The sequence below is a fragment of the uncultured Cetobacterium sp. genome (assembly GCF_947072685.1).
GTDB lineage: Bacteria > Fusobacteriota > Fusobacteriia > Fusobacteriales > Fusobacteriaceae > Cetobacterium_A.
Genome location: NZ_CAMTIK010000008.1, coordinates 1 through 24,297, shown reverse-complemented (window position 1 = coordinate 24,297; position 24,297 = coordinate 1). Strand labels below are relative to the sequence as shown.

Sequence of the window (24,297 nt, the reverse complement as noted above, 5' to 3'; positions counted from 1 at the left end):
TGTAAAACTCCCTCTTGAGCTTTTTCTTCTATAACTTCAACAATTTCTTCTGAAACTATATCTGAAATTACTTCAATAATTCCTTCTATAACTTCAACTTCCTTATCAACTACTTCTTTTTTTAAAAATTTTTCTATCTCATCATGGGGTCTGGCTATAACGTGAACTCCAACTAGATGACCTACGTGTTCTACTGCCGCAGCTCCTGCATCTATTGCCGCTTTTACTGCACCAATATCACCAGTAATCATTACAGTTATTAGTCCACTACCAATCTTCTCTTTTCCTACTAACATCACATTAGCAGCTTTTGTCATCGCATCTACGGCTTCTATCGCTCCAATTAAACCCTTCGTTTCTATCATTCCTAAAGCTTGCATTTTTTACCTCCCTCCTTTATAAAAAGGGTTCACTCCAATTTAAACCTTTTGAAAAATATAACACTTTTGCTATATCTTTTGACCCTATTTTTATCTCAGTTCTTTTAGGGACATCTATTAAATCTCCACTTTTCCCTAGATATCTCTTCCCATTTAAAATCATCTCAACTTCACCCTCTATTATAAAAAGGTTTCCTTTTAATTTAGTTTTCTTTATAAAATTATCTTTTTCAATTTTTAAAATTCCTATTATTTCTTCATCTGTATTTATTAAATCTTGAGAATATATATTTAAATTTTTAAAAATTTTATCAAATTTTATACTATCTCCTTTAATTAATGTAAACCCAGAAGAATCAAACTCTTTTTCGAATTTTTTTTCTTTTAAAAGCATTTTCATAATAGTTTTTTGTAAAACCTGATCTTTAGAAACAATTTTAAAAAACTCCATGATTTTATTCATATCAATATCTTTTAAAACTTGATTTCCTATTTTTTTTTCTTTTATTAAAACTTTAATATCACTATTTTTTATAATATCTTTTGCTGATGGAGTTAATATTGTATCTTTATCTATCTCAATCTCTTTTGTCCCATTCTCTAATATCTCTTCTAAATCTTTTGCACATATTAGTTTTTTCAAGTTTTTCCCCTTTCCAAACTATTTTAACTTACAATCTTCATCAACTATTCCAACTACAACAGCATCCACTGGAACACTTCTTCCGATCATCTCCCTAGCTGAAGAACCTGCACTTATAATAACTCTATCACCTATTCCTGCTCCAATAACGTCTACTGCTACTACTCTTTTTCCCGTTGAAGTCCCATCAATCTCTTCTGCTAGCATAAATTTCAAACCATTTAGTTCATCTGCTTTTCTTGTTGCCCAAACATTATCTATTATTTTTGCTATAATCATTTTTTCTCCCTATAACTTTAATCTAATATCTCTTGTGTGCAACTTAAAGCTATTCCTAACGGTGTCACAAACATAGGGTTTTTAGGTTTGTATACATTTACTTTAACATTTTTTTGAATAACCTCTTCTATTCCTGTTAAGCAAGCCGTTCCTCCAACTAAAACTATATTTTCAACATGGTACCCTGCAATATGACCATTTATTATTGAAGCTACCTTTTCGATAACAGGTTTGAGAACAGGAAGTAACTCTTTATGATTTCTTACATCTCTTTTAAACTCATCAGCATCTTTAAAAGATTTTCCATATGTTCCCGAAACTACTAAAGAAAAATGTGTTCCACCTGTAGCTTCATCTGCAACTGATATAACCTCTTCATTTTTCAATATTGAAGTTCCTGTAGTTCCACCACCAATATCAACTACTGCACCATTTTTTATTTTTAAAACTTGGTTTGCTGCTGTAGGTTCATCTAAAAGATTTGTCAATTCAAACCCTGCTGCTTGAACTACATTTTTAATAGCTCCACCATCTATACGATCTGTTCCTGGTGGAATTGCTGCAGCTGCGTATAAAAGTTCTGTATTTAATTTATCTTCAATCTCTTTTTTTAACTCTCTAACTATTCTTATAGCACCGATATAATCAACTACCATTCCATCTTTTACAACATCTGCATATCTATAAGCTCCTGCTACTGGGGTGTAGTTTTCATCTAAAACTGCCAACACTACGCAAGCTGTTCCTAAGTCTACTCCTGTATAATAAACAGATGATTTTGTTAATTTTGGATTTTTTATAACTTTTTCAAACTCAGATACTAGGCTATCACAATAATCAAAATCTATAATTTTTTCTAAACTCATAACTCCTCCATAATATGAAGCAATATTCTTTCTATTTTACTAATCATCCAATCAACATTTTCTGTAATATTCTCATTTTTTACAAATAGCTCTTTACAAATATGTAGTTCAAAAATTAATTTTTTTAAAGAATATATATATCTTCCATTTTTAAAATATAGATAACTTTCATTTGGCTCTTGGCTCTCACTACAAGATATCTCCTCTTGAAGCTTTAAGAGCTCACATTTCCCCTCTAGAGTATCTGATACATTTTTCAAGACTTTACCTATTTCTAAAATTTCTGCAGCAACTTTTATATTTTTATTTAAAAGTTCACTAACCAAAGAGTAGATTTCCATCTCTAAACTTCTAAGTTTATAAATATTTTTTTTATATAAAACAACTTGAGTCTTTTTTTTATTTTCATCAAAATTTTCTATTCTCACTTTTTTGTCTAATAAATACTGTCTTCCTCCAGGAGTTAACCTTTGGTTCTCCTCTATTTGGAAGCACTCAAAAGACTCTTTTCTATATAGCTCTCTCAGATACTCCTCTGTTATAAATTTAAGCATCTCTTCCACCCTCTATAGTTTTAAACAACTAGTAATTAATGACGTATAACTCTGACATGTAAATCATATTTTTTTATTAAATTTTCCATTTGGTCTAATTCATCATTAGTTAATTGGAACTCACCCTTCATCTCGTAGTTCATACCTAGTTGTTCATATTTATTTACACCCATTTTATGATATGGTAATAAATCTATACCTTTTAAATTTTTATAATCTTTATATGATAATAAAAATTTAATTAGATTTTCTATATCATCATTTTCAGTATTTACACCTTTTATTAATGGAACTCTAATCTCTACGTTATACTTATTTTCTAAAAGATATTTTAAATTTTCTAAAATTCTTTCATTTCTAACCCCAGTCCAATGAAAATGTTTATCTGAATCTATTTGTTTTATATCAAATAGAAATAAATCTACATATTCAGCAGCTTTTTCTATTACCTCTAAAGTTGTGTAACCACAAGTTTCTATTGCTGTATTTAGTCCAACATTTTTACAAGCCATCAACAGATTTATAGCTGCTTCAGGTTGCATTAAAACCTCTCCACCACCTAAAGTTACACCACCACCTGACATTTCATAAAATGTACGGTCCTCCTCTATATCTTTTAACAGTTCTGATATTTTTTTATCTTCACCAACTATTTTTAAAGCCTCTTGGTTACACTCTTTTTCACATTTTCTACAACCTATACACTGTTTTGTTCTATCTATGATATGAGTATTATTCATACTTACACTATGGATTTCAACAGGGCAAACATCTTTACACCTATTACAATCAATACAGTTGTTACTTTTAAACATAACTCTGCATCTTTTTTCTAATCCTTCTGGATTTGCACACCATTTGCACCTTAAAGGACATCCTTGAAAAAATATTAAAGTTCTTACTCCAGGTCCATCATACATATTGTATTTTTGAATATTAAAAATTCTTGCTTTTCTTTCTAAATGGTTATTTTCCATAAGTTTCTCCAAATTTTAGAAGTGTGTTAACACTGTTCTACTTATAATTTCATCTTGTACATCTTTACATAACTCAACAAAGTAAGCACTATATCCAGCAACACGAACTATTAAATCTCTATAAGCTTCAGGATTTTTCTGAGCTGCAAGTAAAGTTTCATTATCTAAATAATTAAATTGCATTTCACCTAATTGTAAAGCACAAGCACTACGTAACAGTGTTATAATTCCGTTTTCTCCCTCAGGAGTTTCAAGTAAACCAGATATTAACTTAAAGTTATGAACCATTCCAATGTTCATGCTATCACATGCCATTTTAGAAACAGATTTTATTATTGCAGTAGGTCCTTTTGTATCTGCTCCTTGAGTAGGACTTATTCCATCTGAAAGTGGAGTCCAAGCTCTACGCCCATTTGGTGTAGCTCCTGTTATCTGTCCTAAAGGAGTATTATTTGAAATAGAAAGTGTTCCGTGACTTAATATAGAATAAAGAGTTTTGTATTTACGATGCTCATTTTCTGTAAAGTTAATCAAATCTGTTGCTATATAATCTACATAGTCATTATCATTTCCATATTTTGGAACTGCTAGACAATCTTTTCTTAAAGTTTCATACCCTATAAAGTCAGCTTTCAATGCATCTTTTATATCTTTTAAAGTATACTTTTTATCTTCAAATACAAGTTTTTTAATAACTGCCATTGAATCAACATAAGTTGCCAGCCCACTCCATACAACTCCAGGACCAAAGTTATACATAGCTCCTCCGGCTTCTACTCCTCTACCTTTTTCCATACATCCTTCATACATTATTGACATAAGTGGTTTTGGAGCCAAATCTTTGTGAACCTTTTGAGTTATAACAGTAGCTATACTCGAAAGTTTTGTTATATATTTTATTTGATCTTTTACAGCTTCTTCAAACTCTTCATAAGTTTTATATCTATCTACATCTCCTAAATCTGGACAAACTTTTTTTCCATACCATAGAGTTGCTCCATTATTTAAAACTAACTCTATGCAAATTGGCCATTGAGTATAAGCTGTTGATGTCCATTGATATAATCTTCCTGATTTTTGAGGTTCAACACATCCCATCAAGCAATAATCTCTTGCGTCTTCAATTGAAACTCCTTTAGCTAACATCATCTTTATATGTACTTCATCAAAGTGACAAGCAGGGAATCCAAGACCAGCTTTTATCAGTTGGACAATTTTCTTTAAATATTCATGTGATGATGATTTGTGAATTCTACAAGAGATAGTAGGTTGATAAACTTTAACATGTCTTACTGCATCCATTAGCAGATAAGTAAGATCGTTTGTACCATCCATTCCTGATCTAGTTACTCCTCCGAGACACATATTTACAAAAGGTTGATATCCAGCAAAGAATTTTGACGCTGCTTCACTAGTTATCCACATCATCTCTGACATTTTAATTAACATACATCCAGCTATTTCAAAAGCTTCATATTTTGACATTCTTCCACTTTCAATATCATCTTTAAACATTGGATACATATATTGATCCACACGTCCAATTGACATTCCAGTTTGATTTTCCTCTACAACTAAAAGTGATTCAATAGTCCATACTGATTGAACTGCTTCCCAGAATGTTTCAGGTTTATGAGCTGGAACTCTTGCATTTATCTCTGATATTTTTAAAAGCTCAGCTTTTCTTTTAGGATTTAACTCTTTTGCAGCTAATTGAGCAGCATATTCTGATATACGCTTAGCATATATCATTACTCCCTCAGCTGTATCTATTAATGATTTATAAAAATATATTTTTTCAATATCCTCTGGATTAGCATAATCTAAAGTTTCTAACTTTTCATTAGCTTCTTTAATTACCTCTAGCATACCTTTATTCATTAAAATCACATCATAACCTGGATTTGAATCCCCTCCTCCATTTACAGCATGATATGAGCAATCTGAAACAAAAGATTCTCCTGATAATTCCCAAAGTCCAGCTTCACGGAATTGTTGCTCGCAATATTCATCCAGTGATCGTCCTGCCCAAAATGGAAATATCTCATCTTTTAAAGTTTGCTTATCAACTTCAGATATATAGAATGGATCTTGTGGTCTTTTTGAAATTGTTTCTAATTCAGTTTCTAACCATCTCCAAGCTATATCCGGAGAAAATGCACCAGCTCTTGGAGCTCCATTTGGTGATCCTACAATTAGTTCTCCATCTTGAATCATAAGAGGTGCTGTTTCACAACAATATTTAAAACTCTTTCCTCTTAATATTGCTTTTGGAAGTCCTGGGTTCTCTTTAGCTATTTTTGTTAAAATTTTAGCTCTGTGAATAGTTATTGATGGAATCTGTTTTAAGTAGTTTCCCTTTAGTCTTGCTAATCTTTCAGTTATTTTTTCAGGAATTCCTTTACACTCATTAGTGTAGTTATAATTTTCTTTTTCATAATTTTCACCTTTTATTTCATGACTTACACCTTGAAACATTTTAAGTAAAGCTTCTCTTTCCTCTACTGACATATTTTCAGTAGCTTTCATAAATTTATTTAAAAATTCTCGAATTTCCATATTATTACACTCCTTAAGATAGAATATCTCTTAATATTTCCTCTAGTCTTTTTAATATCTCTTGCTCTTCATCTTTTTTATCTTTATATTTTTCTAGCAAATCTTCAGAACTTTTCACTTCATAACCAACTTTTCTTATATATATAAGATTCATTGGAGAAACATTGTCTGAGGTCATTCCTCTTCCTATAACTCCACATCCTAATGTCATTGACGGAAATAACTCTGTTGTTCCTCCCATGCTTCCAAAACTTCCAGATGTGTTAACTAAAACTCTTCCCACAGGTTTTTTTAAAGAAAATTCTCTTATTATATTTTCATCCTTGGAATGAATTACCAAAGTATGCCCTTGCTTCTCATTTAGTAAAATTTCTATACATTTTTCACAAGCACTCATCCAATTATCTTCTATGTAAAATGAAAGTATAGGACATAATTTTTCTTTAGAAAATGAATTGTCTAAAGATACGTATTTCTCCTTTGAAATAAGTATCTTTGTATCTTTTGGAACAGTTATTCCTCCTCGTTGAGCTAAAAACTGTGCATCTTTTCCAATATATATTTTTTTAAAATTACCGTTTGAATCAAATATAAGATTTTTTATTTTCTCACTTTCAGTTTCATTTAAAAAATAAGCCCCATTTAATTCAAACTCTTTTATTACTTCGTTTAAAATATTTTTATCTACAACTACTGCTTGCTCTGCTCCTGGCATAACTCCATTGTCAAAAGTTTTACTTATAACTATATCCAAAATAGATTTTTTTATATCAGCAGTTTTTTCAATAAATACAGGAGTATTTCCACTACTTCCATAAACTAAAGTTTTTCCACTTTTATAAATCTCTGGCAGAATCTCTTCTACTCCAGTATTTAAAATTAAATCTACCCCATTATGATTTAAAAGTTCCTTTGTTCCATTTAGAGATATTCTACTTAAATATGAAATAGCTCCCTTTGGATACCCGACCTCTTCTGCTGCTTCCGTTATTAAATCCAAGGTTTTTATCATTGTTTTTTTTGAATTTTTTTGTAGATTAAAAATTATTGAATTCCCAGATTTTATAGCTATTAAAACCTTATAAATAAGTGTTGATATTGGATTACTCTCAGAGCAAAATGCTACAATAACTCCAACAGGAACTCCAATATTAGATATTTTGTTGTCTTGAGATATAATCCCCACACATCTCATATCTTTAATTTTTTCAATAACATTTTCCAAAAGTAGATTTAATTTAATAACCTTATCCTCTTTTACTCCAAAATCAATCTCTTCATAAAGTTCAAAAGCTATCTGGTTAATATTTCCCTTTAATTTTCTATTTATACTCTCTATAGCGCTATCTAATTGTTCTTGAGAAAAAGTTTTTAAAACCTTTTGGACCTCTTTAGAATTTTCAGCTATTATTCTAGCTTCTTGCATAGAAAGTAGATCATTATCTATTATAGTCATTTTTAATTCCACCTCTTATTTTATAAGTTTGGAATAGCATATTTATCAATTATCTTCTGTATATCACCGTGTGGTCTAGCTATAACTATTGAGCTATATAGATTTCCATCCTCCATATTAGTTACTGCATTCACTCCTGCATCTACTGCTGCTTTACAAGCTCCTACATCTCCTGTAACTATAACAGTTATGTATCCAGATGCCACATTTTCATATCCTATTAACTCCACATCTGCTGCTTTACACATAGCATCTGCTGCTTCTAAGGCAAAAACTAATCCAAATGTTTCTATTAATCCTATTGCTTCTCTTCTTAACATCCAAGTCAACTCCCCTTTGATTATTGATCTATATCATGAACTGTTACTATTTTTCCAATCTCACTTATAGGCCTTGGCATGACATTCTTAGCTGTTAATTTTCCCACTGCCGCCGCTGCCGCTGCCCCAGCTTCAACCGCTGCTTTAACTGCTGCTACATCTCCTTTTACCATTACAGTGACAAGTGTTGACCCAATATTTTCATAAGATACTAATTCAACATTAGCAGCTTTTAACATCTTATCTGCTGCTTCTAAAGCTGGAACGAGTCCAAGTGTTTCAACTAACCCTAAAGCTTCATTTCCATAATATTTCATTTTATCCTCCAAACTTAATTATTAATCTTTTATAAAACTATTGATTACATCCTTACTTTCTTTATTAGCTTCATAGTATAAAACTAAATTCCCATTTTCGTCTAAATCTGCATTTATTTCTTCTATTAATCCATTTGCTTCAGCTGTCATCAAAGCATTTATTACAGAGTTCTTATTGAAAGATTTAAAATTTTTATAATCCTTTTTTAAAGATTCCATCACCTCATAAACAGATGAGCTCCCATGTTTTGTAAAATACTTTAATATTGCATAGTTAAGTGGCATCATAATTATTCCTCCCTATTTTTTAAGAATTCTAAAGGATTTACTGCAATTATTAAGATTCCAATAACCATTATTATTGCTCCAATCCAAGCTACCATAGGAAGAGCCCACCCATCTATTCCAACAATAACTCCTAAGAATAACCAACAGAAGAATGGCCCAAAGAATGAGTATGTTCCATTACATGCTGTTCCAAGTCCTGCTCCACACATACTGTTTCCTGTGTACCACGCTGTAAAAGATATAAATGTTGCTAGTCCACTTAATATAAACCAAAACATCGCTGGCGAACTAGAAAAAGCTTTCATAGTAAGTGTTATTGAAGTTGTTACATCTCCACTTAAAAATCCAAGTATTGGCAAAACTATAAATATATTTGTAAGTCCTGAAGTTAACTGTCTAACACATATTCCAATTTGTGGATCCACCATAGCTGATGCATATCCTGCAATGCATCCTTCAAAGCCCCAACCAAAAGCCGCTATTATTGCTATTATAATCCCTAGTAAAACTTCTGTTGAAATCTCCTCTCCAACAAAGCTTGTACTTCCTATTAAAAAACTTGCTGATACACATATTAAAATTCCAAAAGTCATTCTTTTATTAATCTCTTGTTTATAAAATATTTTTCCTAAAATTGCTGCTATTGCAGGACAAAGCGCTGATATTGGAACTATTATTGATCCTGCCATTTGAAGGGCTATCACATAAGATGTTCCAGCTATTGGTCCTCCTAGCATTGCTGCTAACATAAGCATTCTTCCAGGTTTTGTATTTAATGTTCTCACAAAATCACCAAGTTTTCCTTGATAACCAGCATTACCTAAAGCCCAAAATGCGCTACACGTATCATTTATTGCATTTCCTAATGCTGCTAATAAATATACGATTACAAAAGTTGAAAGTCCTTCCAAATTCTGACCATACCAATCTGCCCAAATCCCTTTAGTCATTCCTAAAGTTAAAAAAGCTGTATAAATACCATAAGTCATTCCTGAAAATAATCCAATTTTAATACCCTTTTTTAAAAAATTATTTTTACTTTGTTCCTTTAGAGCTACAATTTTTACTTCTTTTTCTAAAATCTCAACTTCTGCCGTCTCATTCAATATTATTTCTGGCATAACTCCTCCTTGTCACTCTTTTTAATAATAAATTGGGGAATTTACTATTTTTTCCTTGTTATAATATAAGTATAAACCTTCCACATATATCTAATGTCAATAAAAAAATATGTACTATTTTAATTTTTATTTTTTGTATATAACCCTATTTTTTCGTTTTTAGAACTTTTATAATTAAAAAAACAGGTTAACAATCTAAGTTGCCAACCTGTTTTTTACATTCCACCTTAGTGGAACCTTTATTATTTTATACTCATTATTATCTCTGTTACAAATTTCGCTTCATCTTTTGTGGTCCAATAATCCATCACATATCTTTCATAGCAACAATCTTCAAGCTTATAGTTATGAAGCTTTGCCCAATCACAAATCTTTTTATAGGTCTCTTTTATAATTTTATGAGAACCAATATGATAACAAGAAACAACAAGTTTTCCTCCAAAATCAGTTAAAAGTTCCGAATCACACTTTATAAGATTTTTTTGGAGTATTCTTACTTTTTGAGTTTCACCTTTTAATTTGCTTTCTAACGAGGAGAACTCAATTATAACAGGACCTGTTATTGCATTTCCTATCTCCTCTATATAATTAGTAAAATCTATATTTATTACAGAACTTATATAATCTTCACTGAACTCTTGAATATGATAAATATAAGTATCCTTCTCTAAATATTTTACTTTCACATCTGTTAAGTTGTATTCTAAAATTATTCTAGCTTCTTTTACCAAAGAGTTCCAATCCTCAAGGGAACGTTTTTTTAAAACTAGCTCCCTTTCCATCTCTTCTAAATCTTTTATTTTTTCTGAAAAACTTTCCTCAATATGTTGACAATTAAAGTCATTCATAACTTTTTTTATACTCTCTAGTGTAAATCCACTCTGTTTATAATATTTTATTACTGGTATTGTATATAAGTTATCTTTACTATAATATCTGTATCCATTATTATTTATTTCAAAGGGTGAAAGTAGTCCTATTTTGTCATAAAACCTTAGAGTTTTTTTCGCTATACCACAAATTTTTTCAACTTCTCCAATATAGTATTTCGCTTTTTCCATTTTATCACTCCCAAACTTCTATCCTACAATCTCTTTCAGCAATATTCTTATATCCTCTTTACTAATTTCTTTTGGATTTGTTTTTGTACAAATATCCTTCATTACTATTTCATAAACTGTTTCTACATCCTGTAAAAGTAAGCTACCATCAATTTTTAGCTCTTTTAAATTTTTAGGAATGGCAATAGATTTTTGTAATTTTTGAATATAGTTTATTAAGTTACTTGTTCCGATAACTGAGTTAACACCATTAAGACCAGCTATTTTCCCTAACTTTTGATATTTTTTTAAAATTTTATTTTCTGAATCTAAATATGATTTTCTATCTATATCTGAATTAAATTTAATTACATAAGGTAGTATAATTGCATTTATTTTTCCGTGTGGAATATGGAATCTTCCCCCAATAACATGAGCTAAACTATGAGTTAATCCAAGTCCTGCTGCATTAAATGCAAGTCCTGCTAAACATGATGCATTATGCATTTTTTCTCTAGCATACGTATCATTTCCATCTAAATAAGCTTTTGCTAAATTTTTTACAGTCAATTCAAAAGCTTTCTCTGCTAAAGCATCTGTAAAATCAGAAGCTTCTTTAGATACGTAAGCTTCTATTGCGTGTGTTAGTACATCCATTCCTGTATCTGCAGTTATACTTTTTGGAACTGATTTTACCACCTCTGGATCTAATATCGCTATTGTTGGCAATAAATCCTCATTTGTTAAAGCATACTTTAAACTTTCTTTTTCATTTGTTATAACTGAATACTTTGTTACTTCTGAACCTGTTCCACTAGTTGTTGGAATAGCATAAAAATCTATTTTTACATTTTCATCAATTCTTTTATAATACTCTCTTATAGCTTTAGCTCCATCTATTGAAGAACCTCCTCCTAAAGCGATTATCAACTCAAACCTTTCTCTCTTTAGAAGCTGCACACCTTTTGCAACAATTTTTATTGTAGGATCTGGTATAATCTCATCAAAAACTAAAACTTCACATTTTTCTAGTTTCTCTAATACTTTTTTTAAAATATCAGATGTCCCTATAAATTCATCACATACAACTAGTATCTTTTTATTATCTAACTCCCTTAATTTTTCTAGAGACCCTTCTCCAAAATATATAGTAGTTCCAATATTAAACCGTTTCATAACTAAACTCTCCTCACACTTTTAGTTAAAAAATACCAATTTACCCCAATTTAATTATATTTTAATCTTAACATATTTTCTTTTTTTTACCAAATAAAAAATGCAGACTTAGTATATCTTAAAATTAATTATCTAAAAAAATTACAAAAGTATGCTATTCATTATCATGTAAGAAGTGAAGGGCAAATTATAAAAAAGCTATTTATTCTCAAGAAGTAAGAACTTTAATTTATACAACGAATACAATTGAAGTATATAATAGACAATTAAGAAAAGTGACGAAAAATAAATCAGTTTTCCCAACAGATGATAGTTTGTTAAAGATGCTCTATTTAGCAACGCAAGACATTACCAAAAAATGGACAAGCCGTCAAAGAGAGTGGGGACAAATGATTTCACAATTCCAAATATATTTTGAAGGAAGAATTTAAAATTAAGTGTATGAATTTATAAAATTAATAAAGTGGGAAAATCCATCCACTTTATTAAAATTACACCAAAATATTTAAAAATTGATATTTAAAAAGGGATGATTTAAAAATAAATCATCCCTAAAAATATAAAATATTACTCTTAATTTTTAGAGTTTACACAAAATTTAAAGAAGACTCAAAGGTTGCCATTCCATAATCTTGTTATTAATTTTATTCTATAATTTGATAAGATTGTTTTATTTTTACAATTTTATTTATGCCTACCCCTTGTTCTTTTAGCTGTTTTTCAATTTCTTTGATTACTAAAAAATAGCTATAATCTCCTTTTGATTTGTTGGCATCTACTTTTATCTTAATTTTTTTACTTGACAAATAATCTATAGTTAAAATATTAGGCATTACTTTCACATCTTCATCTCCCTCTATTAATATTCTATAAATCTTTGAATTTATATCATTATTTGTTAAAATAAACTCTTTAGTTTGACTTTCTCCTCTTGATATTTTTTCATTAAAATTTAAATCATTTATTTTAAACCCATAAGAAAAAGTATTTAATAAAAGCATAATTATTAATTTGAAAATATTTTTTATTCCTCTCACCTCTTTTATCTTATCATGGTATAACAGTTATTATTACATCTAAAATCCCTTTATATTCTCCACTCTCAGTATCTTTTGTTGTTATCGCCTCTCCCAATATTTTAAAAGAATTTACATTTCCTGAGTTTGATTTTAAATCTTTTACTTGAATATTTTTTAATGGTATTGTAGTTTGAGATGTTATTCCACTGTTTTGCCTATACATATTGTTGTTATTTGTTGAACTTAAATCTATTAATATTTTTGCATTAGTTGGATTTTTAAACTCTATTAAACTTTCAGCTTTTTTTATATCACCTGGAAAAAAATCTCCAAAATCTAATTTTCCTTTTCCTGGTAAAATTTCAAAAGTTGTTCCTTGATTAAAGATATCTACTTCCATTTGTCCTAGAAAAATTTTTCCTGCTGCTTTATAATAAATTTTTATTGTAAATATTTCATTTATTGGTTTATTTTCTTTTTTTAATATGAACAATTCTCCAGATGATTTAATACCAATTTCTATTCCTAGATTCTTATACTCAACCTTAATATCTTTTCCCGTAGTTAGTATTCCATTATCTGCTTTTAATACACCACTTTTTGAACCTGTAACCTCCAATTCATTAACGATACTTTGCCCATTCTTTACTCCTATAGTATCAAAAACTCTACTATTTCCCAAAAAATTTAATTTTATATTACTTATTGATGATATTCCGTTAGTATTTCCTGAGTGCCATTTTAACTCTTGTGCTATCGAAACATCACTCATATTTAAGCTAGCTTGGGCTTTAATCTCTTCATATATATATTCCTTTTTTAATCTTCCAACATAACTATAGGTTTTCCCTTCGTTTGCCAAAGTAAATTCATTTTCGCGAGTTTCTGTTTGTCTATTTTTATCTAATTCAACTCTCAATTTTGTTAAAGAATTATAATCAGAAAGAATTCCTTTAGATAATAGTCCTATCGAATTTTCTCCATCTATACTACTCCATACTTCATATGACCCCGCTACATTTTTTTTATTCAACCCTTTTACACTTTGAACTATCATTTGCGTATTTGGCGTTTTAGAAGTATATCCTCCCTCTACTTTCATTAATTCTGGAAATTCTCCAAGAGATCTTGTATCATTGATTTTTTCTCTTAAAACTCCTGTTCCGTCCACCCAAATCCCAGTTTCTCCCGGTAATCTTTGTGGGATTATATTTAATCTTTTATCTAGTATTATAACCATTTCTCCAATATTTTCAGACAATCTTTCTGATATTTTTATTCGGATAATCTTTTTCATTGTCGTTGGCGTCTCAATTATAATTTCGTCATTAATTGCTTTACCATCCCAGTTTATCAACGTAAAAATTTCTTTCTCTTTATCTATATAAAATTCATATTTAACACCACTTACTGTTTTTGTAAATCTCAGTTCAGTGGCAGTTTTTGCCATTGCCATACCCGTAGGTAATGTAATTGCTTGAATATCTGTATATGGCGTATTTGGTATACTTTGTAACCTCCCGACTTTACTTACACTTAAAGCTTCTTCGGTAATAGTTTCATAAATTGAATAAGGTCTTCCAATCTCAACAATATTTCCATTTACATTTACATCCTCTTTTAAAGAGATTTTTATTGGAATTCTTAATCCATTTGTTGGTATTATTGTATAAGTTTCATCTCTGTCACTTGTTGCAGTATTATTCCAATGTCTAAATCTCAATGTTATCGGTAATTGATTAACAATCGTATATGCATTATACTGCAATATTCTATCATAGGTATTAGTTACATCGAGCATTAATTTCGTAGCTAAAATCCAACCATAATTATTATCTGTTGATTTTTTAGTTGGATAAGATAACCCATATGAGGCAAGTGAATTTAGTCCTGATGTTGTATAAAAATCTGATCCTATATCTGACTCTCTCTCTCTACTAACAGCAAATGAACGCCCTTTTATCAAACTATCATTTCCAAATAAAAATTTTGCTGCAGTAACTGGTGAACCTGCTGCACCTATAAACATTAAATTTTGAGGATTATTTGTACTTGAATCAAGAGAAAAGTTGTAATAACCAATTCCATCTTCAGGATTCCCTAATCCAGTTCCCTGTGTTCTATTTACTCTTAATAAATTCCCAATCCATAATAACTTTTTATTTCCTACTTCGATTACCTCTGCAAATGGTTTCCTATAAAATTGAATTTGATCAGCAAAAGAGGTTGGAACTATCTCCATTTGAACACTAATATCCCATATTTTCTCAAAACTTCCAGTTTGACTATTTCTTCTCCCTATATAAAAATTATTAGTATCATTTTTATCTATAGATATTATTTTATTTTCTGTGTCTATATCTAAATTTTGATTTTGAAGTGTTTGTACACTTCTTTTTTTTCTAGTAGTATTACTTCCATTAATGTCATCAGAATTTAAAATTTGATACTCATAATTTTCTTCTCTTATTTTGTCAAATTCTTCGGAAGGGAAAGAAATTATTACTTTTCCTTTCGAATTTTTTATTCCTGTTAATTTATTAGTATTAATTTTATTGACTGTTATATTCATTTCAGCACGATCTCTATTTTTAGTAGCCTCTACTGTTTTTACTTCTTTATATGGATTTTCTGTAATTAAATAATTTGGAGCTTCTGGAGGAGAAGCCAAATTTATATTTGTATTCAATATCCACAATAATATGAAACTCATTGTATATATTATATTTTTTATACTCATTTATCTTCTCCTAGTTCAAATTTTCTAAATATTTTTGTAATTCAGTAAATTCTAATATTTTTATTTTTTTTGATTCTAAATTTATTATTTCTACTCTTTTATCCTCCAATAATCCAATATAAATATTTTTATTTGTATTAATTACATCTAAATATTTTTCATCTGTTGAAATCTTCTCACTTAAAAAAGCATATTTTCCTATTTCTTCTGTTCCACCCCTAAATTCATTTTCTCCAATTTGCTCTATATAATCATAGTTTTTTGATACTTTTTTATTTTTCAAATTATATAATGCATATTTTAAATTTTTCTCCCCTATAAATATCTTGTCAATATATTTCGAAATTTCGTCATATTCATTTTGAACTAAAACTTTTTTGTCAGAATTCATTATTCCAAATTTATTGTCTTTAAGATATACAAATAAATTTTTATTTACCAAATAAGAATCATCATAAGTTACTGAGATCATTTTTTTTTTATTAGCTATTGCTAAAAATAAAATTAATATTATACTTAAAATTTTAATTTTTCTTATACTTTTTTTCATCTATCTTCTCCAATATAACCAATCATAGTTAATTTAAACATTGTCATAAATTTAACTTTTTCAAATCTTTTTTTCCCAGGTATGTCCACTTCTTTTACAATTAATTTTGATCTATATTTTCCATGCTTTGCATCTTTAGGTGGATTTATAAAAAGATTTACCTCTTTTTCTTCAAGGGGATTTAAGGTTATACTTTTAGGATATAATTCAATCCATTTAGTCATATCATTTTCAACTGTTTCCTCTAAATAAATCCTATATCTTATTTCTTTACCTGTCCTATTATACAATCTAAATGTTTCATTAACTCCATTCTCTATATTTTTTTCAAATTTTGAAGGATATATGTTTATATATCCATACATAATTTTAGAAAAAACAAAAAAAATTACTAACATACATTTCATTCTCTTTCTCCATCTCTTCTTAATCTATTTTTTTCATTGGTTTTCCATATTGTTCAACTATAATAGGAACATATCCAATATACTCACCTTCTAAATCTTCAGCTTTTATCCATTGATTATTTAATTTTTTTCTGTCTATTATTGCATATATTTTTATAAGTTTCTTTTCTTTAGTTAATCTAAATACCCTATCTGAATCTTCTATCATATATTTATCAATTTCAATCCATCTTTTATTATTAGTCATTAATCCTTTTTTGGGAAATTTAAGTATAAATTTTTTATCTCTATCAACTTCTAAATTATCTGAAATAACTTCTATACTTCCCTCTCCAACTATAACATCACCTGCTGCTCTGGTATTTATATTTTCAAACCGCATTGGCTCATGTATTTTTAATATAATTTCTGCATAGCTTTTAAAATAAATTAACACTACTAAAATTAATAATTTACTTTTCATCATTTCCTCCAGTTTTATAAAGAAAAAGGAAAGAAATTGAACTTCTTTTTCTTTCCTTAATTTTTTACTATTCACCAACTTCAACTGTTACATAAATTTTTTTTCGATGAGTTCCCTCTTTTGTGATCTTTTCACCATATATTTTTACATAATTATCTTTTGATATCTTTTCATTAATATATTTTGGTGAATAAATATATGTGTCTGGTTTCCCATCCATATCTATATCTATTACAGTTTCACTATATTTTATAGAATAATAATCTTTTTTTTCAGGAGTTCGATTTAATTCAATCTCAAAGGGAATTTCTTTTATTTGATTCCCAATTATTGTTTCTTCTATATTAATATCTGAAACTACTTCCAAAGGAATAAAAACATCTACCTTAGCTTCTACCATTACTGTATAAGTTTTTTCCAAATACCTTAAATCTTCACCATCTATATCTTCACCTGACTTTTTTATTTCTGGAATAGCAAAATCATCGTCTGAATTTTCTTGATTTACTATTTTAGGCGGTAATATTTTGGGTATTTCTGTATTAAGATTATCATTAGAAAAAATATTTTTAAAATAAATTAATAAAATCAACAAAATAAATATTTTAAATCTTCTCATAAATCTTTTCTCCTTGAATCGCTGAACTTATTTTGTAACTCTGAAGAATTTATAGAAATTTTATTATTATTAATTTTTAATATTATAAAATTTACAGAGCTATCTTCTGAATAATGTAGCTGAATCTCTTCTTTGATATTTTTTAATTTAAGTTTTGTCCCTACATAAGTAACCTCTATATAGTATTCTTCTGGAAACAATCCACTTATATCAAATAATCCTTCATTATCAGGAGCTGTTGTTTCAATCACTCCTCCTTTAAAGTCTTTTAATTCAATTATCAAATCATTATAAAATTCTATCTTTTCACTTTCAGTAAGCTTTAACTCTTTATCTATTTCAATATTTCCACTTAATGTTAACATTGGTTTTATTGGAATATACGCATCTATTGTAGAAGAAAAATTACTTCTAACTTTTATATTATTATTCCCCAAAGTAAAGGATGGTTTTTTTATTGTAACCTTCATATCATAAAGAATACCATTTCCTATTCCATAAAACATACCTTCTCCTTTTTCATTTGTTACTACTTTTTTATCTCCAATATTTACTTCTACTCCTGGAACTATTTTATCTCCAGCATCATAAATATCATTATTATTACTATCAATAAATGTAATCACTTTAACTCTTGAGCTATTCATGTTGTCTATATCCACTGTTGGATTTTTTAAATCAAATATTCTATCAACTCCAACTCTATGATTTCTAGTTCCATCATTTTTTAAATTTGTATCTATTCTTAGCCAATTATCAAGTTTAACAGCAAATTTAAAACTTATTTTTTCTTTTTCTTTTTTTGAGTATGCTAACTCCGTTGTAAAATCGAGAAATCCTCCAAAATTATTATTATACAAACTAATCCTTGTTTCATATTCATCACCATTTTTTCTCCAAGTATTTTCTATTCTTCCTGTTAATTTTTGCCATCCGCTATAATATGCGCCTACACGATATTCATTATCTTCTCTATTATTTAAATCTAAAGAAGTTCCTATAGTAAATAGAAACTTATTCCATATATAATCACTATCAAATGTAATATATTCTATTTCATCTTTTGACTTTCTATATTCTTTAAATTCATAAACATATCCAATATTTGTATTTTTAAATATATCATATTTTAAGTCAATTCTATCTTTTTTTATTTCATCATAAAAAATTCCAAATTTTTCATGTTCATAAATAAACCTCCATTTTGAGTAATTAAATTGATTTAAATATTTATAGGTATATCTTTCGTTAGAGGATATATATCTTCTATTATTCCCAATCTCTTCATATGATTCAAATTGATTTATTGCTTGATCCCCTGATAAACTAAAAATATAAGATACTGAGTTATAAGTCCCTCCATAAATTAAATCCAGCTTTAATTTATCTATGTATTTTGTTTCTTGATTAATATTTCCTGTAACATCTCTTCCAGTTTTTATATCCTCTATATTTCTAGAATAACCCACACCTAATGTAAGACTATTAGTAATACCATAAAAAATATTTAATTCTGTTTCAAATTTATCGTAATAACTATTCTCATTTATTCCCAATCTATATTCAAACTGTCTCTTTTGTTGTAAATTATAATCTTGTGTCGTTCTTATTTCTCTTGTATAAATTTTTCCATTTGGTTCATAAATTTTTAAAGTATACGTTCTATCTGACCTTATTAAAGGATTTTCAAATTCAACAATACCATTCTCTTCATCTTTTATTTCTATCGAAGTCCCCATATAAATTAATTCTGCTCTACTTCCTAGAGGAATATTTTCTCTAATTACAATTTGTCCACCTGCAGTTTCATAAAATCCTCTATCTTTATAAAAGGATAATCCCCATTCTCGATCATCTCCATTCCTTCTATTTTCTATATCAAAATTATGTCCATTCCATAAACCTGTATACTCTAATCTAACTGTATTTAATTCTTTATCCTTTAAATTATATTCAGAGGTTATTTGACCATATAGAAGTCCACCTTGATACCCTAAATTTCCATCCCAAGAATTTTGATATCCATTTTTCCCTAACTCTTTATCAAAATTTTTTCCTAATTGAATACGTGTATACCCTAAATCAAATGCTTTTCTTTTTGAATTGAATATCAGTTCATTTTTTTCACTCTTTTTTAAAATCTTGTTTTTAGATATATCCAATAATTGCATTACTTCATCAGGAGTATCAAAAGATAAATACATTCTTATTAAGTATTCATTAGGCTCAATTGAATACGTTCTTAAAAAAAAATCTGAAAATCTATCTGACTCTATATAAATCTCATCATTTTCTTGAAATACATATTCCTCTCTTAAATTTATCTTAACTTCCCTTAAAGAAGATCCTAGAAAAAGAATAAGTTCATTTTTAGTTTCCCTATAATTTTTAAAATTTATATGCCTTAAAAACTCTTTTATTGGAAAAAAATATCTTCCATTTTTTTCATAAATTTTGTATGTTCTAGAAATTAATTTTGAATCAATTAATAAATCATATAAATTTTCCTCTTCTATATTTTCTTTTAATATTTCTGATTTTAAGATATTAAATTCTTCATTTGTTATTAGATTTTGATTTTTTAAGTCTATCAATTCCTCTATGCTTATATCATCATGTGCATATATTAATAAAGACTTTATTATCAATAATATTAGTAAAAACATATAATTTTTACTAAAAATATTTTTAATAATCACTTTTCCTCCCAAACTTTATCTCATTAAATAAATAGACTTTATATTTATTTAATGAGATAAAGAATATCAACTTCTTTATCTCATTATTTAAATTTTAAGCTCCTGTTTGCCCCGAAACCTCAACTCTTAAAGCTACTGATGTATCCGCATACGTTCCAACTAATGTTCCAGCTTTAGCTGAAACAGCTAATTTCCCATTATAAATTGTCTTTGCTGTATTTAATCCTCCTGTTAAATTATACATTATCTCCACATCGTTTGCCGTCCCCGATGGAGTTCCTGCTACCGCTGTTCCATTTGCAGCTGTAACCGTTCCTCCTTTTACTAATGCTACTGTTGGCTCCTCTTTAAAAGCTTCTGCCACTCCATTTGTTAAAACTTTTGCTGTGAATACACCTTCAGCTGTCTTTACCTCAGTTCCACTTGCAAATAAAGCTGGCATTTTAAATGCAAAACCTGCTCCATCTGCTGATGCTGCTGATTGAATTTCCACAACCAATGATTTTTGTGCCGGACTAAATACTTGTCCAGTTACCTCTACTGCCAAATTCGCTGTAGCCTCCCCTGACTCAATTGGAACAATCACTCTATTATCTTGCCCATATGCAATCGCTGTTAATAAAAATAATGTCCCTAATACCTTTTTGTTCATAATAATATAATCCTCCTAAAAATATAATTTATAATAAATATAGTTTATAACTATATCTAACCCTAACTATTGTAATATCTCAATTTCTTTAATTACTTTTCTTGTATTTGATGGTGTTCTATAAAAAATTATTTTTCTTAAATCTCTCGTATTTTTGATTTTTGGAAAATGTAAAGTTACTTCTAAATTCTTTGTATTTCCTGGTAAATCAGCTACATACACACTTTCGTATAAAAAATTATTTTTTCCATAAGCTTCTGCTCCAAAATCTATACTTGCATAACTTGTATTAGACAAAAGACTTTTTACACTAATTCCACCATTTTCATTATTTAAAACTTTTATATTTTCTAGTTTTAAATGTTTTGTAAAATCAACCTCTCCCACGTAGGCTTGCATCTGCAGTATCGGAGCTACCATAATATGACTTGTTCCTTCAATTTTTCCTTGAGTGTTCTGAGCTAACGTCGGTATATTTATTGGTTGAAATTGTAATTTAAAATCGTACTCACCTTTAGGTGTTTCTTTTGGAGCTTTAACAAAAACTTTTACTATTCCTTTACTTTTTGGATTGATTGTTATAACTTTTGGAAAAACTTCTACATATTTTGCCCCATCATTCTTACTTCCACTTATTACATTCATCTTATATCTTTTTCGGATTAAAGAATCATTTGTTAAATAAAATTCTCGATATCCACCTTCATTTGTATCTATTCTTTCATTAAAAGATAAGTTATCTAATCTAAAAGAATAAGCTTTTAAAAAATTAAGTATAAACAAAATTATAAAAATACTATTTTTATATTTTTTAAAAAACATTTTTTCCCTCACATATATATTTGATAGTTTGTGACTACTTTATCATTTTTTTTGTAATTTGAAAATTAGATATTTTTTCATATCATAATATTAAAAAAATTCTAATTTATAAAAATTTAAGACACTATTTGTCAATATTATAGCTTTTTTATTTATTTATTAAACTATTTTTGAACAACAATATATTGTTTTATAGATTTTTTATAAATTTAATGCTACACTACATTAAAATTCAATTTACTTGAGGTGACTATTTTATGAAAATAACAAAAGAACATATCAAAATACTAGAATGCTTATTATATGATAATTATTCTACAGAAGAAATTAGTGAAATTTTATGCATTCCACAGTGTAAAATTCGGAGGCATTTACGAGAACTATTTTCTTTTTATAAAACTAAAAATATCACTGAGTTAAAAAAAATAAAAAATTTAATAAGTACAACAAAAAATTCTTTAGATATCAATAAGAAAGATCGAATTAACTATATCTTTTTCAATTTTTTTAAAACAAATATCATTAATTTAAATAAAATAAGTTTAGAATTAAATGTTTCTAGAAGAGTTTTATCAAAAGATTTAGAAGAAGCTAAAATAATTTTAAATAAATTTGACTTACAATATCAAAGTTTAAATTCTAAAGGAATTGAGTTGATTGGAGATGAATTTAAAAAAAAGGAGCTTTTTAATCTTATTCTTTTTAATTTATTTATAGAACGAAATTATCTTCCGAATTTATTTACACCACTTTTTGAGAGTTTTAATCAAATAATAACTAAAGATATTCAAAATTTTATTTTAAAAAAAATGAAACAGAGATATAAAATAGAGCATACTTATCTAATTTTAGAAATTGAATTACTCATATATATCGGAATAATTCGAAATAAACATATTTCTAATTTATATCAATTAAAAAATGAAATAAAATTAATTTTAGATTTTTGTGATAAAAATAACGAATACAATCTATTTAAACATTATCCAGATAAAGTTAAAGAAGTTACGAAATTTCTTGATTATTTAAATGGATTTATTATGTTATCTGATAACTTACCCATTGATGTAACTAAAGCTTTAGTCACTCGTTTTAGACTTATTGATGAATTTAAAAACCCTCTCAAAGTTAAAAAATTTTATCTTTTTAATAAAAATTTTGAAAAAGAACATAAAGATTTCTATATCAATTTAACAAATTTAATCGAAATTTATTTTAAAAAACTTTACAATTATCAAATAGATACTTTAGACAAAATTACATTCTTCTTAATTTTAAAAGGGTTTGTATATCCAACTAAAAATATTAATGTTATACCTAATAAAAACATTATTGTTTATAATTTTTTACAACTTTTTCTTCTTAATAATGCTATAAAAGACTTAAATAAAGAAGCTATTTTTATTTCAGAAATTGTTTCAGTTTATGCTTTAAAAGCTTATCTAAAAAATAATAATGTCAAAAATATTTTAATTTTTGAGAATATTCATCTTGAAAGTTTTACAAATTTAAATAATGAAATTGTTGTCATGAACTTATCTTTTCCTCTTGAAAATAGTGATTTTATCAAAATAAAAAAATCACTTTATTAAATTATAAAACATTTAAGTTTTTTTCTAAAATTTTCTAATTCTAAAAACCTTTGGTTTTATAAATACTATTAAAATTGTAGGATAAATTCCAAAAAGGAGGAAATAATTCCGAGGCCACTGAAAAAGTTCTCAAAAAATCAAGTTTAATTAACAGGATAAAGATTTAGTCTTTGTCCTGTTTTTTTATGATATAATATTTAAAATAAAAAATTCGGAGGTCGGCTTGCTAGTTCAAAATAAAAAAATTTCACCAAGTCCATTTTCTTCTCTTTATGATGTTATTATTGATAAAGAGAAGTTGAAGGAACACAGGCTGTTGAAACATACTTCTTTGATATAAAAAACTGCAAAATATGCTCTTTAAAAGAAGGATGTTACAAGGAGGGTGCAGAAAGCAAGTCATATTCTGTAACAATTAAGTCTCATACACATCAAGAATATGAAGATTTTCAAAATACTGAAGCTTTCAAAGAAAAAGCAAGAAATAGATATATGATAGAAGCAAAGAACGCTGAATTAAAAAATAACCACGGATATACGAGAGCTATATATGCGGGTATTTTTGGCATGGAAATTCAATGTGCATTTTCAATAATGGCCGTGAATTTGAAAAGAGTAATCAAATTATTGGAGGAATAACTCCAAATTTTAGTACTTTTACAAAGTATCGATAAGAAAAAAGAAGATCAAAATCCTTTAATAGGGGTCTAATTAAATATTTGTGTAAACCTTCAAGTTGGGGTAATATTAAATTATCT

24 protein-coding genes and 2 pseudogenes are annotated in these 24,297 nt (G+C 27.8%); 3 read left to right on the top strand and 23 right to left on the bottom strand.

Annotated elements, in window-relative coordinates; translation table 11 throughout:
- Positions 1-110 precede the first annotated feature (110 nt).
- The 14 genes and pseudogenes from Q0V67_RS04155 to Q0V67_RS04090 form a co-directional block, all read right to left on the bottom strand.
- A pseudogene (locus tag Q0V67_RS04155) lies at positions 111-380 on the bottom strand (BMC domain-containing protein); the annotation flags it as partial.
- A gap of 16 nt (positions 381-396) precedes the next feature.
- A complete protein-coding gene (locus Q0V67_RS04150; protein WP_297597297.1) occupies positions 397-1,023 on the bottom strand; it encodes a hypothetical protein in 627 nt (208 codons plus the stop codon).
- 18 nt (positions 1,024-1,041) lie between these two features.
- Complete coding sequence (locus Q0V67_RS04145) at positions 1,042-1,302, bottom strand: EutN/CcmL family microcompartment protein (RefSeq protein WP_297597296.1); 261 nt, start codon at positions 1,300-1,302, stop codon at positions 1,042-1,044.
- A 17-nt stretch (positions 1,303-1,319) separates the two neighbouring features.
- On the bottom strand, positions 1,320-2,168 hold the full coding sequence (gene eutJ / locus Q0V67_RS04140) for an ethanolamine utilization protein EutJ (protein WP_297597294.1): 849 nt from the start codon (positions 2,166-2,168) through the stop codon (positions 1,320-1,322).
- Positions 2,165-2,722, bottom strand: coding sequence for a hypothetical protein (locus Q0V67_RS04135; RefSeq protein ID WP_297597293.1), 558 nt, complete (start codon positions 2,720-2,722; stop codon positions 2,165-2,167). The genes eutJ and Q0V67_RS04135 overlap by 4 nt, the downstream gene beginning before the upstream one ends.
- A 35-nt stretch (positions 2,723-2,757) precedes the next feature.
- Positions 2,758-3,699: a choline TMA-lyase-activating enzyme gene (cutD, locus tag Q0V67_RS04130; RefSeq protein WP_297597292.1), complete on the bottom strand. Its 942-nt coding sequence runs from the start codon at positions 3,697-3,699 to the stop codon at positions 2,758-2,760.
- Positions 3,700-3,714: 15 nt separating this feature from the next.
- The gene (gene cutC / locus Q0V67_RS04125; RefSeq protein WP_297597290.1) at positions 3,715-6,258 is read right to left on the bottom strand and encodes a choline trimethylamine-lyase; all 2,544 of its coding nucleotides are present in this window, start codon (positions 6,256-6,258) and stop codon (positions 3,715-3,717) included.
- A 13-nt stretch (positions 6,259-6,271) separates the two neighbouring features.
- Positions 6,272-7,714 (bottom strand): aldehyde dehydrogenase family protein, encoded by a 1,443-nt coding sequence (locus tag Q0V67_RS04120; protein WP_297597289.1) that lies wholly within the window; start codon positions 7,712-7,714, stop codon positions 6,272-6,274.
- A gap of 20 nt (positions 7,715-7,734) precedes the next feature.
- A complete protein-coding gene (locus tag Q0V67_RS04115) occupies positions 7,735-8,034 on the bottom strand; it encodes a BMC domain-containing protein (protein ID WP_297597288.1) in 300 nt (99 codons plus the stop codon).
- 20 nt (positions 8,035-8,054) lie between these two features.
- Entirely contained in the window at positions 8,055-8,351 is a 297-nt protein-coding gene (locus Q0V67_RS04110; protein WP_297597287.1) for a BMC domain-containing protein, read from the bottom strand.
- A gap of 21 nt (positions 8,352-8,372) precedes the next feature.
- Positions 8,373-8,639 carry a hypothetical protein gene (locus Q0V67_RS04105; RefSeq protein WP_297597285.1) on the bottom strand — a complete coding sequence of 89 codons (267 nt, stop codon included), beginning with the start codon at positions 8,637-8,639 and terminating at the stop codon, positions 8,373-8,375.
- 2 nt (positions 8,640-8,641) lie between these two features.
- Positions 8,642-9,760, bottom strand: coding sequence for a hypothetical protein (locus tag Q0V67_RS04100; protein WP_297597284.1), 1,119 nt, complete (start codon positions 9,758-9,760; stop codon positions 8,642-8,644).
- A 242-nt stretch (positions 9,761-10,002) separates the two neighbouring features.
- Entirely contained in the window at positions 10,003-10,821 is an 819-nt protein-coding gene (locus Q0V67_RS04095) for a MerR family transcriptional regulator (protein ID WP_297597283.1), read from the bottom strand.
- A gap of 18 nt (positions 10,822-10,839) precedes the next feature.
- Positions 10,840-11,976, bottom strand: a complete 1,137-nt coding sequence (locus Q0V67_RS04090) for a 1-propanol dehydrogenase PduQ (protein ID WP_297597282.1) — start codon at positions 11,974-11,976, stop codon at positions 10,840-10,842.
- Between the two features lie 212 nt (positions 11,977-12,188).
- Between Q0V67_RS04090 and Q0V67_RS04085 the strand changes: the two are divergent.
- A pseudogene (locus Q0V67_RS04085) lies at positions 12,189-12,407 on the top strand (transposase); the annotation flags it as partial.
- Positions 12,408-12,620: 213 nt separating this feature from the next.
- On the opposite strand, the gene Q0V67_RS04080 reads toward Q0V67_RS04085, so the two are convergent.
- The 9 genes from Q0V67_RS04080 to Q0V67_RS04040 all read right to left on the bottom strand — a co-directional run bounded on the left by Q0V67_RS04080 (position 12,621) and on the right by Q0V67_RS04040 (position 21,947).
- Positions 12,621-13,013, bottom strand: a complete 393-nt coding sequence (locus Q0V67_RS04080; protein ID WP_297597281.1) for a hypothetical protein — start codon at positions 13,011-13,013, stop codon at positions 12,621-12,623.
- 13 nt (positions 13,014-13,026) lie between these two features.
- Positions 13,027-15,735 carry a hypothetical protein gene (locus Q0V67_RS04075; RefSeq protein ID WP_297597280.1) on the bottom strand — a complete coding sequence of 903 codons (2,709 nt, stop codon included), beginning with the start codon at positions 15,733-15,735 and terminating at the stop codon, positions 13,027-13,029.
- Between the two features lie 10 nt (positions 15,736-15,745).
- A complete protein-coding gene (locus tag Q0V67_RS04070; protein ID WP_297597279.1) occupies positions 15,746-16,285 on the bottom strand; it encodes a hypothetical protein in 540 nt (179 codons plus the stop codon).
- Positions 16,282-16,692, bottom strand: a complete 411-nt coding sequence (locus Q0V67_RS04065) for a hypothetical protein (protein WP_297597278.1) — start codon at positions 16,690-16,692, stop codon at positions 16,282-16,284. Before Q0V67_RS04065 ends, Q0V67_RS04070 begins: the two co-directional genes overlap by 4 nt.
- 19 nt (positions 16,693-16,711) lie before the next feature.
- Positions 16,712-17,155: a hypothetical protein gene (locus Q0V67_RS04060; protein ID WP_297597277.1), complete on the bottom strand. Its 444-nt coding sequence runs from the start codon at positions 17,153-17,155 to the stop codon at positions 16,712-16,714.
- Positions 17,156-17,222: 67 nt separating this feature from the next.
- Positions 17,223-17,774, bottom strand: a complete 552-nt coding sequence (locus Q0V67_RS04055) for a hypothetical protein (RefSeq protein WP_297597276.1) — start codon at positions 17,772-17,774, stop codon at positions 17,223-17,225.
- Positions 17,771-20,473 carry a hypothetical protein gene (locus Q0V67_RS04050; RefSeq protein WP_297597275.1) on the bottom strand — a complete coding sequence of 901 codons (2,703 nt, stop codon included), beginning with the start codon at positions 20,471-20,473 and terminating at the stop codon, positions 17,771-17,773. Before Q0V67_RS04050 ends, Q0V67_RS04055 begins: the two co-directional genes overlap by 4 nt.
- Positions 20,474-20,567: 94 nt before the next feature.
- Entirely contained in the window at positions 20,568-21,125 is a 558-nt protein-coding gene (locus Q0V67_RS04045) for a hypothetical protein (RefSeq protein WP_297597274.1), read from the bottom strand.
- A gap of 66 nt (positions 21,126-21,191) precedes the next feature.
- A complete protein-coding gene (locus Q0V67_RS04040; RefSeq protein WP_297597273.1) occupies positions 21,192-21,947 on the bottom strand; it encodes a hypothetical protein in 756 nt (251 codons plus the stop codon).
- A gap of 257 nt (positions 21,948-22,204) precedes the next feature.
- Between Q0V67_RS04040 and Q0V67_RS04035 the strand changes: the two genes are divergently transcribed.
- Positions 22,205-23,539, top strand: coding sequence for a hypothetical protein (locus Q0V67_RS04035; protein ID WP_297597272.1), 1,335 nt, complete (start codon positions 22,205-22,207; stop codon positions 23,537-23,539).
- 336 nt (positions 23,540-23,875) lie between these two features.
- The gene (locus tag Q0V67_RS10335; protein WP_366938436.1) at positions 23,876-24,178 is read left to right on the top strand and encodes a transposase; all 303 of its coding nucleotides are present in this window, start codon (positions 23,876-23,878) and stop codon (positions 24,176-24,178) included.
- The last annotated feature ends 119 nt before the right edge of the window (positions 24,179-24,297 follow it).

Bases quoted from the DNA above. Each gene is read 5' to 3' on its own strand.
- Q0V67_RS04145 (WP_297597296.1), bottom strand. From the start codon at position 1,302: ATGATTATAGCAAAAATAATAGATAATGTTTGGGCAACAAGAAAAGCA.
- eutJ (WP_297597294.1), bottom strand. From the start codon at position 2,168: ATGAGTTTAGAAAAAATTATAGATTTTGATTATTGTGATAGCCTAGTA.
- Q0V67_RS04135 (WP_297597293.1), bottom strand. From the start codon at position 2,722: ATGCTTAAATTTATAACAGAGGAGTATCTGAGAGAGCTATATAGAAAA.
- cutD (WP_297597292.1), bottom strand. From the start codon at position 3,699: ATGGAAAATAACCATTTAGAAAGAAAAGCAAGAATTTTTAATATTCAA.
- cutC (WP_297597290.1), bottom strand. From the start codon at position 6,258: ATGGAAATTCGAGAATTTTTAAATAAATTTATGAAAGCTACTGAAAAT.
- Q0V67_RS04120 (WP_297597289.1), bottom strand. From the start codon at position 7,714: ATGACTATAATAGATAATGATCTACTTTCTATGCAAGAAGCTAGAATA.
- Q0V67_RS04115 (WP_297597288.1), bottom strand. From the start codon at position 8,034: ATGTTAAGAAGAGAAGCAATAGGATTAATAGAAACATTTGGATTAGTT.
- Q0V67_RS04110 (WP_297597287.1), bottom strand. From the start codon at position 8,351: ATGAAATATTATGGAAATGAAGCTTTAGGGTTAGTTGAAACACTTGGA.
- Q0V67_RS04105 (WP_297597285.1), bottom strand. From the start codon at position 8,639: ATGATGCCACTTAACTATGCAATATTAAAGTATTTTACAAAACATGGG.
- Q0V67_RS04100 (WP_297597284.1), bottom strand. From the start codon at position 9,760: ATGCCAGAAATAATATTGAATGAGACGGCAGAAGTTGAGATTTTAGAA.
- Q0V67_RS04095 (WP_297597283.1), bottom strand. From the start codon at position 10,821: ATGGAAAAAGCGAAATACTATATTGGAGAAGTTGAAAAAATTTGTGGT.
- Q0V67_RS04090 (WP_297597282.1), bottom strand. From the start codon at position 11,976: ATGAAACGGTTTAATATTGGAACTACTATATATTTTGGAGAAGGGTCT.
- Q0V67_RS04075 (WP_297597280.1), bottom strand. From the start codon at position 15,735: ATGAGTATAAAAAATATAATATATACAATGAGTTTCATATTATTGTGG.
- Q0V67_RS04070 (WP_297597279.1), bottom strand. From the start codon at position 16,285: ATGAAAAAAAGTATAAGAAAAATTAAAATTTTAAGTATAATATTAATT.
- Q0V67_RS04065 (WP_297597278.1), bottom strand. From the start codon at position 16,692: ATGAAATGTATGTTAGTAATTTTTTTTGTTTTTTCTAAAATTATGTAT.
- Q0V67_RS04060 (WP_297597277.1), bottom strand. From the start codon at position 17,155: ATGAAAAGTAAATTATTAATTTTAGTAGTGTTAATTTATTTTAAAAGC.
- Q0V67_RS04055 (WP_297597276.1), bottom strand. From the start codon at position 17,774: ATGAGAAGATTTAAAATATTTATTTTGTTGATTTTATTAATTTATTTT.
- Q0V67_RS04045 (WP_297597274.1), bottom strand. From the start codon at position 21,125: ATGAACAAAAAGGTATTAGGGACATTATTTTTATTAACAGCGATTGCA.
- Q0V67_RS04040 (WP_297597273.1), bottom strand. From the start codon at position 21,947: ATGTTTTTTAAAAAATATAAAAATAGTATTTTTATAATTTTGTTTATA.
- Q0V67_RS04035 (WP_297597272.1), top strand. From the start codon at position 22,205: ATGAAAATAACAAAAGAACATATCAAAATACTAGAATGCTTATTATAT.